The 15,401-nt window shown below is 32.7% G+C and carries 12 protein-coding genes; 10 read left to right on the top strand and 2 right to left on the bottom strand.

The window, feature by feature from the left end; genetic code table 11:
• Nucleotides 1–53: 53 nt before the first annotated feature.
• Complete coding sequence (locus tag HMPREF2561_RS00735) at nt 54–608, bottom strand: choline uptake/conversion transcriptional regulator CudC (RefSeq protein ID WP_017175444.1); 555 nt, start codon at nt 606–608, stop codon at nt 54–56.
• 239 nt (nt 609–847) lie between these two features.
• Here HMPREF2561_RS00735 and betB point away from each other — a divergent pair, with 239 nt between their 5' ends.
• The 9 genes from betB to lqo all read left to right on the top strand — a co-directional run bounded on the left by betB (nt 848) and on the right by lqo (nt 13,595).
• Nucleotides 848–2,338: a betaine-aldehyde dehydrogenase gene (betB, locus tag HMPREF2561_RS00730; protein WP_070468238.1), complete on the top strand. Its 1,491-nt coding sequence runs from the start codon at nt 848–850 to the stop codon at nt 2,336–2,338.
• Nucleotides 2,339–2,474: 136 nt separating this feature from the next.
• The gene (gene betA / locus HMPREF2561_RS00725; RefSeq protein WP_002449442.1) at nt 2,475–4,181 is read left to right on the top strand and encodes a choline dehydrogenase; all 1,707 of its coding nucleotides are present in this window, start codon (nt 2,475–2,477) and stop codon (nt 4,179–4,181) included.
• A gap of 129 nt (nt 4,182–4,310) precedes the next feature.
• A complete protein-coding gene (locus HMPREF2561_RS00720; RefSeq protein WP_070468236.1) occupies nt 4,311–5,492 on the top strand; it encodes an amidohydrolase in 1,182 nt (393 codons plus the stop codon).
• 123 nt (nt 5,493–5,615) lie between these two features.
• Nucleotides 5,616–5,822: a YozE family protein gene (locus tag HMPREF2561_RS00715; protein WP_017175440.1), complete on the top strand. Its 207-nt coding sequence runs from the start codon at nt 5,616–5,618 to the stop codon at nt 5,820–5,822.
• Between the two features lie 62 nt (nt 5,823–5,884).
• Entirely contained in the window at nt 5,885–6,379 is a 495-nt protein-coding gene (locus HMPREF2561_RS00710) for an antibiotic biosynthesis monooxygenase family protein (protein WP_048680459.1), read from the top strand.
• 131 nt (nt 6,380–6,510) lie between these two features.
• Entirely contained in the window at nt 6,511–8,103 is a 1,593-nt protein-coding gene (mbcS, locus tag HMPREF2561_RS00705) for an acyl-CoA synthetase MbcS (RefSeq protein ID WP_070468235.1), read from the top strand.
• A 213-nt stretch (nt 8,104–8,316) separates the two neighbouring features.
• Nucleotides 8,317–10,941 carry a pyruvate, phosphate dikinase gene (gene ppdK / locus HMPREF2561_RS00700; protein WP_017175437.1) on the top strand — a complete coding sequence of 875 codons (2,625 nt, stop codon included), beginning with the start codon at nt 8,317–8,319 and terminating at the stop codon, nt 10,939–10,941.
• Nucleotides 10,942–10,947: 6 nt separating this feature from the next.
• Nucleotides 10,948–11,778 carry a pyruvate, water dikinase regulatory protein gene (locus tag HMPREF2561_RS00695; RefSeq protein WP_017175436.1) on the top strand — a complete coding sequence of 277 codons (831 nt, stop codon included), beginning with the start codon at nt 10,948–10,950 and terminating at the stop codon, nt 11,776–11,778.
• Between the two features lie 314 nt (nt 11,779–12,092).
• Nucleotides 12,093–13,595, top strand: coding sequence for an L-lactate dehydrogenase (quinone) (gene lqo, locus HMPREF2561_RS00690; protein WP_002449218.1), 1,503 nt, complete (start codon nt 12,093–12,095; stop codon nt 13,593–13,595).
• A gap of 141 nt (nt 13,596–13,736) precedes the next feature.
• Here the strand turns inward: lqo and HMPREF2561_RS00685 are convergent, their stop codons facing one another.
• Nucleotides 13,737–14,627, bottom strand: coding sequence for a fructose bisphosphate aldolase (locus tag HMPREF2561_RS00685; protein WP_002449395.1), 891 nt, complete (start codon nt 14,625–14,627; stop codon nt 13,737–13,739).
• A 175-nt stretch (nt 14,628–14,802) separates the two neighbouring features.
• On the opposite strand from HMPREF2561_RS00685, the gene HMPREF2561_RS00680 reads away from it, so the two are divergent.
• Nucleotides 14,803–15,294: a P-loop NTPase family protein gene (locus HMPREF2561_RS00680; RefSeq protein ID WP_017175435.1), complete on the top strand. Its 492-nt coding sequence runs from the start codon at nt 14,803–14,805 to the stop codon at nt 15,292–15,294.
• The last annotated feature ends 107 nt before the right edge of the window (nt 15,295–15,401 follow it).

Genomic DNA, 15,401 nt, shown 5'->3' with positions numbered 1-15,401 from the left:
TTGTTAGGAATTATGTCCCAGCCTCTTTTGAATAATATTGATAATGAATTAAGTTATAACTCTTCTTCTTTTGGTATAGGATAATGTTCGAAAATGTCTCCAGATTCAATCGCAGAGCTTAAATTTTCTAACCATTTACAATATAATTTTGTGTGGTTCAGTTGGGATTGTATACGATCTATTTTTTCTTTTTCTTCTCCACTTAAATTATTAGTTTGTATTATGTTTTGAAGAATGTTTTCTGCTTTTTTCGTTGCTTCTAAATTTGTATCGACTTCACGTTCCCATTTTTGTGTGAAAAAGTTTCGAAAAAAATTAAAGAAATCTTTCTCGGCTATAAAATGTTGTTTGCGACTGCCACGGGTAAATTGTTGCTTAACGATATCGTATTCTTGCAATTTTTTTACACCAGCACTCATACTAGGTTTGCTCATTTGTAAATGTTCACGCATTTCATCAAGCGTCATACTGCCTTCAAAAACCATCGTACCGTAAAGATTACCAACACTACGGTTTGTACCATATAAATCCATTGTTTCACCAATTGAGTTGATAACTAAATCTTTCGCTTCCTCTATTTTTTGATTGATATTATTAGAATTGCTCATATTGCACCTCACTTATTTTGATCTTCATAAGATGTGAAATATTAACACAAATTTTACATTCTCACTCATTATATGATTTTTTCTTATGAGTTTCAAAAGTCAATTTTAATTTCCATAATATTTAAAATAATATAAAAAAATATATAAAGATGCTTTTTGCAATGACGTAAAAAATATGATAAGCTACTTTTGTAAAATTCGTTAAATAAAAATTTAACAAACTTAACGGAGGTAGTATGATGGAACTTGTAAAAGCATTGTCTAATCGCCAATATATCGATGGTGAATGGGTAGAGAGCGCTAACAAAAATACTAGAGATATTATTAATCCATATAATCAAGAAGTGATTTTCACTGTTACTGAAGGTACTAAGGAAGATGCTGAGCAAGCTATTTTAGCAGCACGTCGTTCATTTGAAAATGGTGAGTGGTCACAAGAAACAAGTGAAGTCAGAGGTAAAAAAGTAAGAGCAATTGCTGATAAAATTACAGAAAATCGTGATGAATTAGCCAAATTAGAAACACTAGATACTGGTAAGACATTAGAGGAATCTTATGCAGATATGGATGATATTGCAAATGTGTTTAATTATTTTGCAGGTTTGGCGGATAAAGACGGAGGAGAAATTATTGATTCTCCAATACCTAACACTGAAAGTAAACTTGTTAAAGAACCTGTAGGTGTAGTTACACAAATTACGCCTTGGAATTATCCATTATTACAAGCTTCATGGAAAATTGCACCTGCATTAGCAACTGGTTGCTCATTAGTAATGAAACCAAGTGAAATTACACCATTAACAACAATTCGTGTATTTGAATTAATGGAAGAGGTTGGATTCCCTAAAGGGGTTATCAACCTAATATTAAGTAGTGGTGAAGAAGTAGGAGATACATTATCAGGTCATAAAGAAGTTGATTTAGTATCATTTACAGGTGGAATTGAAACTGGTAAACACATTATGAAGAATGCTGCAAATCATGTAACTAATATTGCATTAGAGCTTGGCGGAAAGAATCCAAATATTATTTTTGATGATGCTGATTTTGAATTAGCTGTAGATCAAGCATTAAATGGCGGATATTTCCATGCAGGTCAAGTTTGTTCAGCAGGTTCAAGAATTTTAGTTCATAACAATATAAAAGAAAAATTTGAAAAAGCTTTAATTGAACGTGTTGGAAAAATTAAATTAGGTAATGGATTTGATACTGACACAGAAATGGGTCCAGTGATTTCTCCAGAACATAGAGATAAAATTGAAAAATATATGAAAGTTGCTAAAGATGATGGTGCAACAATTGCTATCGGTGGGAAACGTCCAGACGATGAAGATTTAAAAGATGGTTTATTCTTTGAACCAACTGTAATCACTAATTGCGATACTCATATGAGAATTGTTCAAGAAGAAGTATTTGGCCCTGTTGTTACAGTAGAAGGGTTCGATAATGAAGAAGAAGCGATTGCACTCGCAAATGATTCAATTTATGGTTTAGCAGGTGCAGTATTTTCTAAAGATATAGGAAAAGCACAACGTGTAGCTAATAAATTAAAACTAGGCACAGTTTGGATTAATGACTTCCATCCTTACTTCGCTCAAGCGCCATGGGGTGGTTATAAACAATCTGGTATTGGACGTGAGTTAGGTAAAGAAGGATTAGAAGAATACTTAATCTCTAAACATATTCTTACAAATAGAAATCCAGAACCTGTAAATTTCTTTAGTAAATAACTTTTACAATTTAACTATAAAGGACCGTAGACGTATTATTTTACGGTCCATTTATTTTGAAGAATAAAGACGTATCAAATCAAACTAAATTGTATTTAAATAGAAGATTTATATTTTTATAGGAGGACGACAATATATGAGTAAAAATCAATCATATGATTACGTAATTATTGGCGGAGGAAGCGCTGGATCAGTATTGGGAAATCGTTTGTCGGAAGATAAAAATAAAGAAGTACTTGTACTAGAAGCAGGACGTAGTGATTATCCATGGGATTTATTTATACAAATGCCTGCAGCATTGATGTTTCCTTCAGGAAATCCATTTTACGATTGGAGATACCAAACTGAAGAAGAACCGCATATGGGACGTAAGGTAGACCATGCTCGAGGTAAAGTATTAGGTGGTTCAAGTTCAATTAATGGTATGATTTATCAACGTGGTAATCCAATGGATTATGAAGGCTGGGCTGAACCAGAAGGAATGGAAACTTGGGACTTTGCACATTGTTTACCTTATTTTAAAAAACTAGAAAAAACATTTGGAGCTGCACCATATGATAAATATAGAGGACATGACGGTCCGATTAAATTAAAACGTGGGCCAGCCACAAACCCATTATTTAAATCATTCTTCGATGCAGGTGTTGAAGCAGGTTATCATAAAACAAACGACGTCAATGGATATAGACAAGAAGGCTTTGGTCCATTTGATAGCCAAGTACATAATGGTCGTCGTGTTTCAGCTTCACGTGCCTATTTACGTCCTGCAATGAAGCGTAAAAATTTAACAGTTAAAACACGTGCATTTGTTACTAAAATACATTTTGAAGGTAAGAAAGCTACTGGTGTAACGTTTAAACGTAATGGTAAACTTCATACTGTAAATGCCGGTGAAGTGATTCTTTCAGGTGGCGCATTTAATACACCTCAGTTATTGCAATTGTCTGGTATCGGTGATTCTGAATTCTTAAAATCTAAAGGTATAGAACCACGCATGCACTTACCTGGTGTTGGAGAAAACTTCGAAGACCATTTAGAAGTATATATTCAACATAAATGTAAGCAGCCTGTTTCACTACAACCAAGCTTAGATGTAAAACGTATGCCTTGGATTGGATTGCAATGGATATTTGCACGTAAAGGTGCAGCAGCTTCAAACCACTTTGAAGGTGGCGCTTTTGTTAGATCTAACAATCAAGTTGCATATCCAAATTTAATGTTCCATTTCTTACCGATTGCTGTAAGATATGATGGTCAAAAAGCACCAGTGGCGCATGGGTATCAAGTACATGTTGGTCCTATGTATTCAAATTCACGTGGTAGTTTAAAAATTAAATCAAAAGATCCATTTGAAAAACCAAGTATTGTATTCAATTATTTATCAACAAAAGAAGATAAACAAGAATGGGTTGAAGCAATTCGAGTAGCACGTAATATTTTATCTCAACCTGCAATGGATCCATATAATGGTGGTGAAATCTCACCAGGACCATCTGTACAAACAGATGAAGAAATTCTTGATTGGGTACGTAAAGATGGCGAAACTGCTTTACATCCTTCTTGTAGTGCTAAAATGGGGCCAGCGTCAGATCCAATGGCAGTTGTAGATCCATTAACTATGAAAGTACATGGCATGGAAAATTTACGTGTCGTTGATGCATCTGCTATGCCTCGCACTACTAATGGTAATATTCATGCACCAGTTTTAATGCTCGCTGAAAAAGCAGCTGATATCATTCGTGGTAAAAAACCATTAGAACCACAATATGTTGATTACTATAAACATGGTGTTAGTGACGAGAATGCTGGAGCAATGGAATTCGATCCATACTATAAACATTAATAAGATAGTTATATGAAATAAGGGTTGGAATCAAAGATGATTCTAACCTTTTTATTTTAAATATCCCCTTCTACAACATTTTTAATACGTAAAGGCATATAATGAATGACAGAGAAGGAGTGATATGAAATGATTAAAGATTTAGTGCAACGTTTACAAGATAAGGAAAAGCGTATGATCGAGATTCGAAGACATTTACATGAATATCCTGAGTTATCATTTCATGAAACTGAGACACCCAAATATATTGCTAATTTTTATAAAGATAAAGAGTGTAATGTAGAAACAAATATAGGACAAAATGGTGTAAAAGTAACGATAGATAGTGGTAAACCTGGGAAAACGATTGCTATTCGAGCAGATTTTGATGCGCTTCCCATTCAAGAAGATACTGGTTTATCATTTGCTTCTAAAAACGAGGGAGTCATGCATGCGTGTGGACATGATGCACATACAGCATATATGCTTATTTTGGCAGAAACATTGATAGAAATGAAATCTCAGTTCAGTGGCAAAGTAATTGTTATTCATCAACCCGCTGAAGAAATGCCACCTGGTGGAGCTAAAGGTATGATTGAAGATGGCGTATTGGATGGCGTTGATCATGTTTTAGGCACCCATGTGATGACTAATATGGCTCCTGGTAAAGTCTATTATCATAAGGGTAACGTTCAAACAGGACGTTCTTACTTTAAATTAATTGTAAAAGGTGAAGGAGGACATGGTTCTTCTCCGCATACTTCAAATGATGCGATTGTAGCGGGAGCTAATTTCGTTACTACCGCTCAAACAGTGGTCTCACGTCGCCTTAATCCCTTTGAAACGGGTGTCGTCACAATTGGATCATTTGATGGTAAAGGTCAATTTAATGTGATTAAAGATAAAATAACCATTGAAGGTGACGTTCGCGCTTTGACAGATGCTACACGCGATCGTATTGAAACGGCTTTAAAACAAATGGTTCATGGTTTGGAAGAAACATTTGGTGTAAATTGTGAATTTACATTTAGTAAAGATTATCCTGCATTGTATAATGATCCTGACTTTACTGAATATGTTGCAGAAACCATTAACCAAGCAAAATTAGCTGATGTTAAAGGCATAGAAGTATGCGAACCTCAACCGCCATCTGAAGACTTCGCTTTTTATGCTAAAACATTGCCAAGTACTTTTATATATTCTGGAGCAAAACCGAGAGAGGGTAAAGCATATCCACATCATCATCCTAAATTTACGATTGATGAGTCAAGTATGTTAGTTGCAGCAGAAGCAGTAGGTGCAGTAGTATTAAACTATTTAACTATTGAATAAGCAGTCAAAATATATATTTAAGCAATAATTCTACATTTTTAAAGTAGAAGTCAAGTGTATACTCTAGTATTAAAGAATTTGTCATGATAGTATTATCCTATATTTAGATATTGGGGTGAGTTGATGAGTTTTTATGATTTTATGCAAGGATTTATTGATGATAAGACCCCATTAGGTGAACTTGCATCATGGATAAATCAAGACCAAAATTTTCCAAAACATGAATATCTTGCTGAAAATATACTTGATTACTTTTCTAAGACGTCGATGTTGGATCATGAATTCTTAGAAATTGTTAAACGTTCCCTTTCATTATATGAAGGAAGATAGAGATGAATAGCAGAATTAAAAATGATAGCTTAAAGCTAGTTAAGAAATGAAGGAACTAAGAAATGACTTTAACTGATAGTTATAAAACATATGTAATAGAAGAAAAAGAAGAACAGACTATGTCTATCGAAAAAAATAATGATATTCAATTATATACAGTACTTGAGTCAATAAACGAGTTAACAAACGATTCAATATGTGTTTTGAATCACTTGTTTGTTAATGAAGGTAATGAACCTCAATTTGAATCTAAATTTTTAGAGCGCACTAAATATTTACAAGATGTGCCAGGATTCAAAGCTTTACGTTTTTTACGTCCTCAAACTAAGCATCGTCATTATATTATTTTGACGTTATGGAAAGATCGACAATCGTTCTATGATTGGCAAAGTTCAGCCGCTTATGATAAAACGCATAAAAAAAGAGGCACTAAACAAGGTGTCGATAATAAAATAGTTAATCGCGATTTATCTTATAATGTAAGAATAGAACTTGCTAATTTAGAAACGAATGTTGATATAGATAATATATTTAATATTCAAAGATTAAGTTTCTAAAAAAGTAATATACTGGTATAGAAACTTAATCTTTTTTATATTTAAAACAAATACCGCATAGGATTGCGTGAAATTAAGATGTGTGATTTTATGAACGATGAAAACTTAAAAATTGGAAGGAAAATAAAGTAATGAATCATTTAAATTTATTAGCACCAGAGACATATAATATTGTATCTGAAATAGAAAAACATGCTTCAAATCAAAGTAAACAAGCAATTATTTATGAAAACGGTGTAGAAGAACCCATTAGTGTTACATACTCTGAATTAATTAAAAACGCTAATAAAGTAGGACATGTATTATTAAACCATGGACTAAAAAAAGGCGATAAAGTGTTAATCATGATGCCACGTGCTATCATCACGTATGAACTTTATATTGCAGCATTAAAATTAGGTATTGCAATTATCCCAAGTTCTGAAATGTTAAGAACAAAGGATTTACAATATCGTATTACGCATGGAGAAATTAATGCAGTTATTGCATTAGCTGATTTTATAGAAGAATTTAGAGATATTGAAGAATATAACGAATTAACAAAATTTGTGATTAACGGAAATCAAGAGAATTGGATTAGTATTGAAGATGAAAAAGCAAAGCAAAGTGATAAATTAGACATAGCCAATACAACAAGAGATGATGTTGCTATTTTATCTTACACTTCTGGAACTACAGGTAATCCAAAAGCTGTTACACATTCTCATGGTTGGGGATATGCTCATATGAAAATGGCACCTGAACATTGGTTAGCTATAAAAGAAGATGACTTAGTGTGGGCAACAGCTGCACCTGGTTGGCAAAAATGGGTATGGAGTCCATTCCTATCTATTATGGGATCAGGAGCGACAGCATTTGTGTATAATGGTAAATTTAATCCTTCCCGTTATTTATCACTATTACAAAACTTTAAAATTAATGTGCTTTGCTGTACACCAACAGAATACCGTATGATGGCAAAATTAGATAACTTAGATCAATACAATTTAGATCATTTACACAGTGCAGTATCTGCAGGGGAACCATTAAATAGAGAAGTAGTTGAACAATTCCGTAAACATTTTAATTTAACAGTGCGTGACGGATATGGACAAACAGAAAGTACGTTACTAATTGGTTTCTTAAAAGATACAGAACCACGTCCTGGTTCTATGGGTAAAGCTATTCCGGGTAGTCGTGTAGCAGTTGTTGATGATGATGGAAACAAAGTGGATACAAATGTAAAAGGTAATATAGCATTACCACTTGATTTCCCTGGATTATTTAAAGGTTACTTTAAAGATGAGAAACGTACAAAAGAGGCACATGCAGGAGATTATTACATTACTGGAGATTTAGCACATATCGACGAAGATGGCTATTTCTGGTTTGAAGGTCGCCGTGACGATATTATTATTAGTTCTGGTTATACTATTGGACCTTTCGAAGTTGAAGATGCACTCACAAATCATGAAGCGGTAAAAGAATGTGCAGTTGTAGCAAGTCCACATCCAATTCGTGGCAATATTGTTAAAGCATTTATTATTTTAAAAGAGGGCTATAAACCAAGTGATGATTTAGTGAAAGAGTTACAAACTTTCTCTAAAAAAGTAGTCGCACCATATAAATATCCACGTGCGATTGAATTTGTAGAAGATTTACCAAAAACAAACTCTGGCAAAATTCGTCGTGTTGAATTACGCGATGCTGAACGCACAAAATATAACAACGCTCAAAATAAATAATCATATTCACCACACTGATAAATTAGTATGTCACTAATTTATCAGTGTTTTTTTATGATGAGAATACTGATGTATCAGATAACATGAATATTGAAAATTTGTCTATATTTAGAAAAATTAAAAATAAAGATAATTTTAATTGTATTTCACGTGTTATTATGACATACTTTTAAATAATTAGTATGACATAATAAAAATTTGAGGTGATTTATAATGACTAAATATATTTATGCGTTTGATGAAGGACAAAAATCAATGAGAGATGTATTGGGAGGTAAAGGAGCTAATCTATCTGAAATGAAACGCTTAGGTTTACCTGTACCAGATGGTTTCACCATTACCACAACAGCATGTATTGAGTATTTAAAACAAGGTAAGTCATTATCTACTGACATCAAAACAGAATTAATTGATCACTTGGCTTCATTTTCAGAGAGAACCGGAAAAATATTCTCTTCTGATACTAATTTATTACTTGTTTCTGTAAGAAGTGGTGCAAAAATTTCTATGCCAGGAATGATGGATACAATATTAAACTTGGGCTTAAATGATGAGAATGTAGAAAAATTAGCTAAAAAAACTGGGGATAAACGTTTTGCTTATGACTGTTATCGTCGTTTATTACAAATGTTTGGTGAAGTCGTATATAGTGTACCTATGCAAGCATTTGATACATATTTCGAACAGTATAAAAAACAACATCATTTTGAGAATGACGCTGCCATTAGTGCAGAGGGTTTAAAAGAAATTTGTAAGCGCTTTAAGGAAATATATGTAGAAGAAGTACATAAACCTTTCCCACAAGAGCCTTTGAAACAACTGGAAGAAGCTATAGAAGCTGTATTTAAATCTTGGGATAATGATCGTGCTCGTATTTACCGAGATTTAAATGATATTCCACATGACATCGGCACAGCAGTAAATATCCAAGAAATGGTTTTCGGTAATAGTGGAGATAATAGTGGAACAGGTGTTGCTTTTACGCGTAATCCAGTGACTGGCGAAAATAAATTATTTGGTGAATATTTACTTAATGCACAAGGAGAAGATGTTGTTGCTGGTATTCGTACACCTAAAGATATCTCAACATTACATGATCAAATGCCAGAGGTTCATCAAGCATTTGTAGATGTGACAAAACAATTAGAAAAACACTATAAAGATATGCAAGATATTGAATTTACAATTGAAAATGGACAATTATATTTACTCCAAACTCGTAATGGTAAACGTACAGCACGTGCAGCTATTCAAATTGCTGTAGATTTAGTGAATGAAGGTATTATTACTAAAAAAGAAGCAATGAAAAAAGTTGAAGTAAAATCAATTGATCAACTGTTGCATCCTAATTTCGATGAGTCTTCATTAAAAGAAGCAACAGTTGTATCTAAAATGGGATTACCTGCGAGTCCAGGTGCTGCAACAGGTCAAATTGTATTTACTGCTGAAGAGGCGAAAGCACAATCAGATCAAGGTAAAAAAGTGATCTTGATGAGACCAGAAACGTCTCCTGAAGATATTGAAGGTATGATTGCAAGTGAAGCGATTGTAACCACACATGGTGGCATGACGTCTCATGCAGCAGTTGTAGCTCGTGGAATGGGTAAATGTTGTGTGACAGGATGTTCTGATTTAGAAATTAATACGAGTGCTAAGACGGTATACTATGGCAATCAAACACTACATGAAGGAGATATGGTTTCAGTTGATGGTTCAGAAGGTGACATTTATTTAGGTGAGATTAAAACAGTCAATGCTGAGCATAGCGAGTCATTCAATCAATTTATGGAGTGGTCAGAAAAGACAGCTCGTTTAAAAGTACGTATGAATGCAGAAACACCTCAAGATATTAAAGTGGGTTACCAATTTGGTGCTAAAGGCATCGGATTAGTACGTACAGAGCATATGTTCTTTGGGGCTGAGCGACTAGTAGAGATGAGACGTTTCATCTTATCATCCTCTCGTGAAGACCGTCTCGAAGCACTTAATCATATTAAACAATATCAAGTAGAAGACTTTAAAGAAATTTTTAAATTATCAGGTGAACATCCTACAATAGTACGTTTACTTGATCCGCCATTGCATGAGTTCTTACCACATTCTGAAGAGGATATTGCGAATGTTGCGAAGCAATTAAATATTTCAAAGGAAACATTAGATAAACGCATTGTGGATTTAAACGAAGTGAATCCAATGCTTGGACATCGTGGTTGTCGTTTAGCCATCACATACCCTGAGTTATATGAAATGCAAGTAGAAGCGATTATTGAAAGTGTATTTAAATTAAAAGAAGAAGGCATTCAGTGTAAACCAGAAATTATGATTCCGTTAGTGTCTACAGTCGAAGAATTTACTACTTTAAAAGAAAACCTTGTTAAGACTATTGATCAATTAGAAAAACAACATCAAGAAAGCGTAGATTACTCAATGGGAACAATGATCGAAACGCCTCGTGCATGTCTTATTTCAGACGAATTAGCAAAATATTGTGATTTCTTCAGCTTTGGTACGAACGATTTAACACAATTGTCATTTGGTTTTTCTAGAGATGATGCAGGGAAGTTTATAAATGTGTATACTGAAAGAAATATATTGAAACTTGACCCGTTCCAAACATTAGATGAAGATGGCGTTGGAAAACTAATTGAAATGGCAGTTAAACAGGCAAAGAAAGTGAACGAAAATATTAAGATTGGTGTATGTGGTGAATTAGGTGGAGATGCAAAATCTATTCATTATTTCAATCACTTACCAATTGATTATGTATCATGTTCACCATTCCGAATTCCAGGAGCAATTTTAGCGACTGCTCAGAGTCAAGTGGAGGAAAGTGAGTAATCAAAAATGAATGAAGTCGAGTCACAAGCACATAATTTAAAATTATTTATTGTTTCAGATTCAATTGGAGAAACTGCTCAACGTATGATTCATGCAACTTTAACCCAGTTTCCAGATTTAAATAATGTAGAAATAAAAAAATTTCCTTATATTAAAGATGAGGAAGAATTTTTAAATATATTAAATTTAGCGAAAGAACACCACGCAATAGTAGCTACGACATTAGTAAGTGAATCATTTAATGCACTTGGTCACGAATTTGCTAGAGAACATCATATCCCATATGTAGATTATATGTCTGATTTAATTAGCATTATTGAACACGTGACAGGTGAAAAACCATTGATGGAAAGTGGTGCGTTAAGAAAGTTAAATGAAGCTTATTTTAAGCGTATTGAAGCGATTGAATATTCAGTTAAATATGATGATGGTAAGCATTTTTCTGATATAGGCGAAGCGGATGCGTTGATTGTAGGGGTATCACGTACTTCAAAGACACCATTAAGTATGTATTTAGCGAATAAAGGCTACAAAATAGCAAACATTCCTTTAGTACCTGAAGTTAGTATTCCAGACAGTGTTTTTAAGCAAAAAGGGTTACAAGTATTTGGATTAACTGCAAGTCCACAGTATATTGCAAATATACGAAAAAGTCGTGCTGAAACATTAGGTTTGTCGAAAGAGTCTCAATATAATAATTTAAATCGTATAAAAGAAGAACTCAGTTATGCAGAAGAAGTATTTAAAAAATTAAATGCTACAGTGATTAATACTGAGTATAAATCAATTGAAGAATCAGCTTTTTATATTGAAAAGTTTTTACAAAATAATAAATAATCATTATATAAGGTTGTAAGTAAATCATTAAGTGATTGTAATGACATCATGTTATAATAAAACTTTGATCATTCAACTATTCTTACTATTTAACTTATATTGATAAATTTTTTGCTTAATTTAATGATAATGAATTCATTAATTCGAATATTTAAGTTTTTCTGATTTACAATTGACTATATTTGTTTTAACATAGTAATGAAAGACTTAACACATTACTAAAACAATATATTGATTACTAGATATTAGGGAAACAAGAGCAACAGGTAATTATAATATATTGTGAAACATAATTTTTGGAGAGGTGTACAAACATGACAGAATCAAAAGATATGATTATTGTCGGTGCTGGTGTAATTAGTACAACAGTTGCATCTATGTTCAATGAACTTGTACCTAACTGGAACATCGATCTTTATGAACGTTTAGATCGTCCAGGTATCGAAAGTTCAAATGAACGTAACAATGCTGGTACTGGTCACGCTGCATTATGTGAATTAAACTATACTGTAAGACAACCAGATGGTACGATTGACATTGAAAAAGCAAAAGAAATTAACGAACAATTTGAAATTTCTAAACAATTTTGGGGTCATTTAGTAGAATCAGGACAAATTAAAGATCCTAGAGATTTCATTCATCCTTTACCACATATCAGTTTCGTACGTGGTAAAAACAACGTTCAATTCTTAAAAGAACGTTACGAAAAAATGAAAGATTTCCCTATGTTCGATGATATCGAATACACTGAAGACATCGAAGTAATGAGAAAATGGATTCCATTAATGATGCAAGGTCGTTTCGATGATGGCTTAATGGCTGCTAGTAAAATCGACGAAGGTACTGACGTTAACTACGGTGAATTAACTCGTAAAATGGCACATAACTTACAAAACGACGATTCAAACGTAAACGTCAACTATAATCATGAAGTACAAGACTTCAAACGTTTATCTAACGGTAAATGGCAAGTTAAAATTAAAGATTTAGCTAACAATAAAGTCTTTACTAAAGAAGCTGACCATGTATTCATCGGTGCTGGTGGTGGATCTATTCCATTATTACAAAAAACTGGTATCGAAGAAGGTAAACATATCGGTGGTTTCCCAATCATTGGTCAATTTATCGCTTGTACAAATCCAGAAGTTATCGAACAACATGATGCGAAAGTTTATGGTAAAGAGCCACCTGGCACACCACCAATGACTGTTCCTCACTTAGATACTCGTTATATCGATGGTGAAAGAACATTATTATTCGGACCATTCGCAAATGTTGGCCCTAAATTCTTAATTCACGGTTCTAACTTAGATTTATTCAAATCAGTTAAACCACACAATATCACTACGTTATTAGCTGCAGCAGTTAAGAATATGTCATTACTTAAATATTCATTTGACCAAATCATCATGACTAAAGAAGGTTGTATGAACCACTTACGTACGTTCTACCCTGAAGCTCGTGATGAAGATTGGCAAGTATATACTGCTGGTACACGTGTACAAGTTATTAAAGATGATGAAAAAGAAGGTAAAGGATTCATCCAATTCGGTACAGAAGTGGTTGACTCTAAAGACCACTCTATCATTGCTTTACTTGGTGAATCACCAGGGGCTTCTACATCAGTTTCAGTAGCGTTAGAAGTTATCGAAAGAAACTTCGAACAATATTTAGATGAATGGAAACCAAAAATCAAAAAAATGATTCCTTCATATGGTGAATCATTAATTCATGATGTTGACTTAATGAGAAAAACTCGTCGTTTAACATCTAAACAATTAGAATTAGGTTTCTATGAAAATACTAATGCTAAATAAGAAAAATTAGAAAACTGTTAACAGGACATCACGTTCTGTTAACAGTTTTTTTATTAAATAAATTTAATGGTTATAACTGCTTAAAAACATGAAAAAAGTGATGAGCACGTGACTCATCACTTTTAAATAAAAATCTGACTATTAATTTTTATTTACTGAAGCATCGTAGATTGAATCTACTGCATCGCCTAAAGCTTTATCAAATTCTTCTTTTGATTGGCCTGCACGTAAATCACTTGCTAATGCACGTGAGAAGCTTGCAATTAATTCATCATTGTCTTTTAATAATTTGTTTGCTTCGTCTCTGCTGTAGCCACCAGATAATACAACAACACGAACAACATTTGGATGATCAGCTAATTCTTTGTATAAGTTAGCTTTAGTAGGGATAGTTAATTTTAGCATTACTAATTGATCATCATTTAAAGAATCTAAGCCTTTTTTAAGTTCAGCTTTTAATACTTCTTCGATTTCAGCTTTGTCTTTAGCGTTAATGTTTACTTCAGGTTCAATGATAGGTACTAAACCTTTAGCAATGATTTTTTTAGCAATTTCAAATTGTTGTTCAACAACGTCTTTGATACCTTGTTCATTTAATTCTAAGATGTTAGAACGCATTTTAGTACCGAAGATATGACGTTCAACTGCACGGTCTAAAGTTTCATCTAAGTTGTCGATAGGTTTCATTAATTGGACACCATTTTGCTCTTCAGCTAAACCTTTGTCGACTTTTAAGAAAGGAACGACACCTTTATCAGCTAAGTAGTCACCAGTATATTTACCTTCAACTTCACGATCCATAGTTTGTTCAAATAGAATCGCACCTAAAATTTTATCTGAAGTAAATGAAGGTGAAGTGACAACACGTGTACGCATATCATGTACAAGTTGGAACATTTCGTCATCATTGCTGTATTGATCTTCGTTTACACCATATTCTTTTAATGCTTTTGGAGTACTACCACCACTTTGGTCTAATGCAGCGATGAATCCTTTCCCATGACTTACTTTTTCTAATTGTTCTTTATTCATTATGCCTTTCACTCCTTTAATAAACTTTCAATATCATTATCGTAAAAAATAATAATATTCTCAAGTATAAAGTAATTAATTATTGAAATTTCTTAATTAACAATTTACAATTTTATGAAATTACCGTATTTATACATTTAATGTAAACATTCAAACATATTCAAAGGGGATTGTTATGAAACAACGTATATTAATTATTGGTAGCCCTGGTTCTGGAAAATCAACATTGGCATATCAACTACATTTAAAATATCAACTGCCACTTTACCATATTGATCAAATTCAATGGCTTAATAATAAAAACGTCATTACTTTTGAAGAATTAAAACAAAAACTTGAATCTATTGTAGTAAAAGAGGAATGGATTATTGATGGAAATTATTCTAGTACACTTAGTATGAGATTAAAATATGCAACTAAAGTCATATGGATTAAAGAACCAAGAGTAAAATGTATACTTAGAGTAATCAAGCGTTACATATATTCACTATTTAACAGAGAACATATCGGAGGAAATCCTAAAACATTAAGTTTTGAATTTATTAAGTATATTTGGGATTTTCCTAAAAATAATGAGCAATTTATCATGCAACAAATGAAAAGATCAATACCAAATGTTCAGTGGATCATCGATGATTCTAAAGCATTATCTTTACGTTTTCTTTAAAATTTTAATATATGTAAATATTAAATAGAATATTTTATAAAACTTTAGTGTATCGTATATTTTTTGTTAAAATATGCTATTCTAAAGTAAGTTAAGTTCTTATTAAT

Source organism: Staphylococcus sp. HMSC069E10 (assembly GCF_001809205.1).
GTDB lineage: Bacteria > Bacillota > Bacilli > Staphylococcales > Staphylococcaceae > Staphylococcus > Staphylococcus hominis.
Note: the sequence above shows the minus strand (reverse complement) of the source record. Positions and strands in the feature narration are given on the sequence as shown.

Excerpts from the sequence above, each read along its gene's own strand:
- HMPREF2561_RS00735 (WP_017175444.1), bottom strand. The coding sequence starts at position 608 with ATGAGCAATTCTAATAATATCAATCAAAAAATAGAGGAAGCGAAAGAT.
- betB (WP_070468238.1), top strand. The coding sequence starts at position 848 with ATGGAACTTGTAAAAGCATTGTCTAATCGCCAATATATCGATGGTGAA.
- betA (WP_002449442.1), top strand. The coding sequence starts at position 2,475 with ATGAGTAAAAATCAATCATATGATTACGTAATTATTGGCGGAGGAAGC.
- HMPREF2561_RS00720 (WP_070468236.1), top strand. The coding sequence starts at position 4,311 with ATGATTAAAGATTTAGTGCAACGTTTACAAGATAAGGAAAAGCGTATG.
- HMPREF2561_RS00715 (WP_017175440.1), top strand. The coding sequence starts at position 5,616 with ATGAGTTTTTATGATTTTATGCAAGGATTTATTGATGATAAGACCCCA.
- HMPREF2561_RS00710 (WP_048680459.1), top strand. The coding sequence starts at position 5,885 with ATGACTTTAACTGATAGTTATAAAACATATGTAATAGAAGAAAAAGAA.
- mbcS (WP_070468235.1), top strand. The coding sequence starts at position 6,511 with ATGAATCATTTAAATTTATTAGCACCAGAGACATATAATATTGTATCT.
- ppdK (WP_017175437.1), top strand. The coding sequence starts at position 8,317 with ATGACTAAATATATTTATGCGTTTGATGAAGGACAAAAATCAATGAGA.
- HMPREF2561_RS00695 (WP_017175436.1), top strand. The coding sequence starts at position 10,948 with ATGAATGAAGTCGAGTCACAAGCACATAATTTAAAATTATTTATTGTT.
- lqo (WP_002449218.1), top strand. The coding sequence starts at position 12,093 with ATGACAGAATCAAAAGATATGATTATTGTCGGTGCTGGTGTAATTAGT.
- HMPREF2561_RS00685 (WP_002449395.1), bottom strand. The coding sequence starts at position 14,627 with ATGAATAAAGAACAATTAGAAAAAGTAAGTCATGGGAAAGGATTCATC.
- HMPREF2561_RS00680 (WP_017175435.1), top strand. The coding sequence starts at position 14,803 with ATGAAACAACGTATATTAATTATTGGTAGCCCTGGTTCTGGAAAATCA.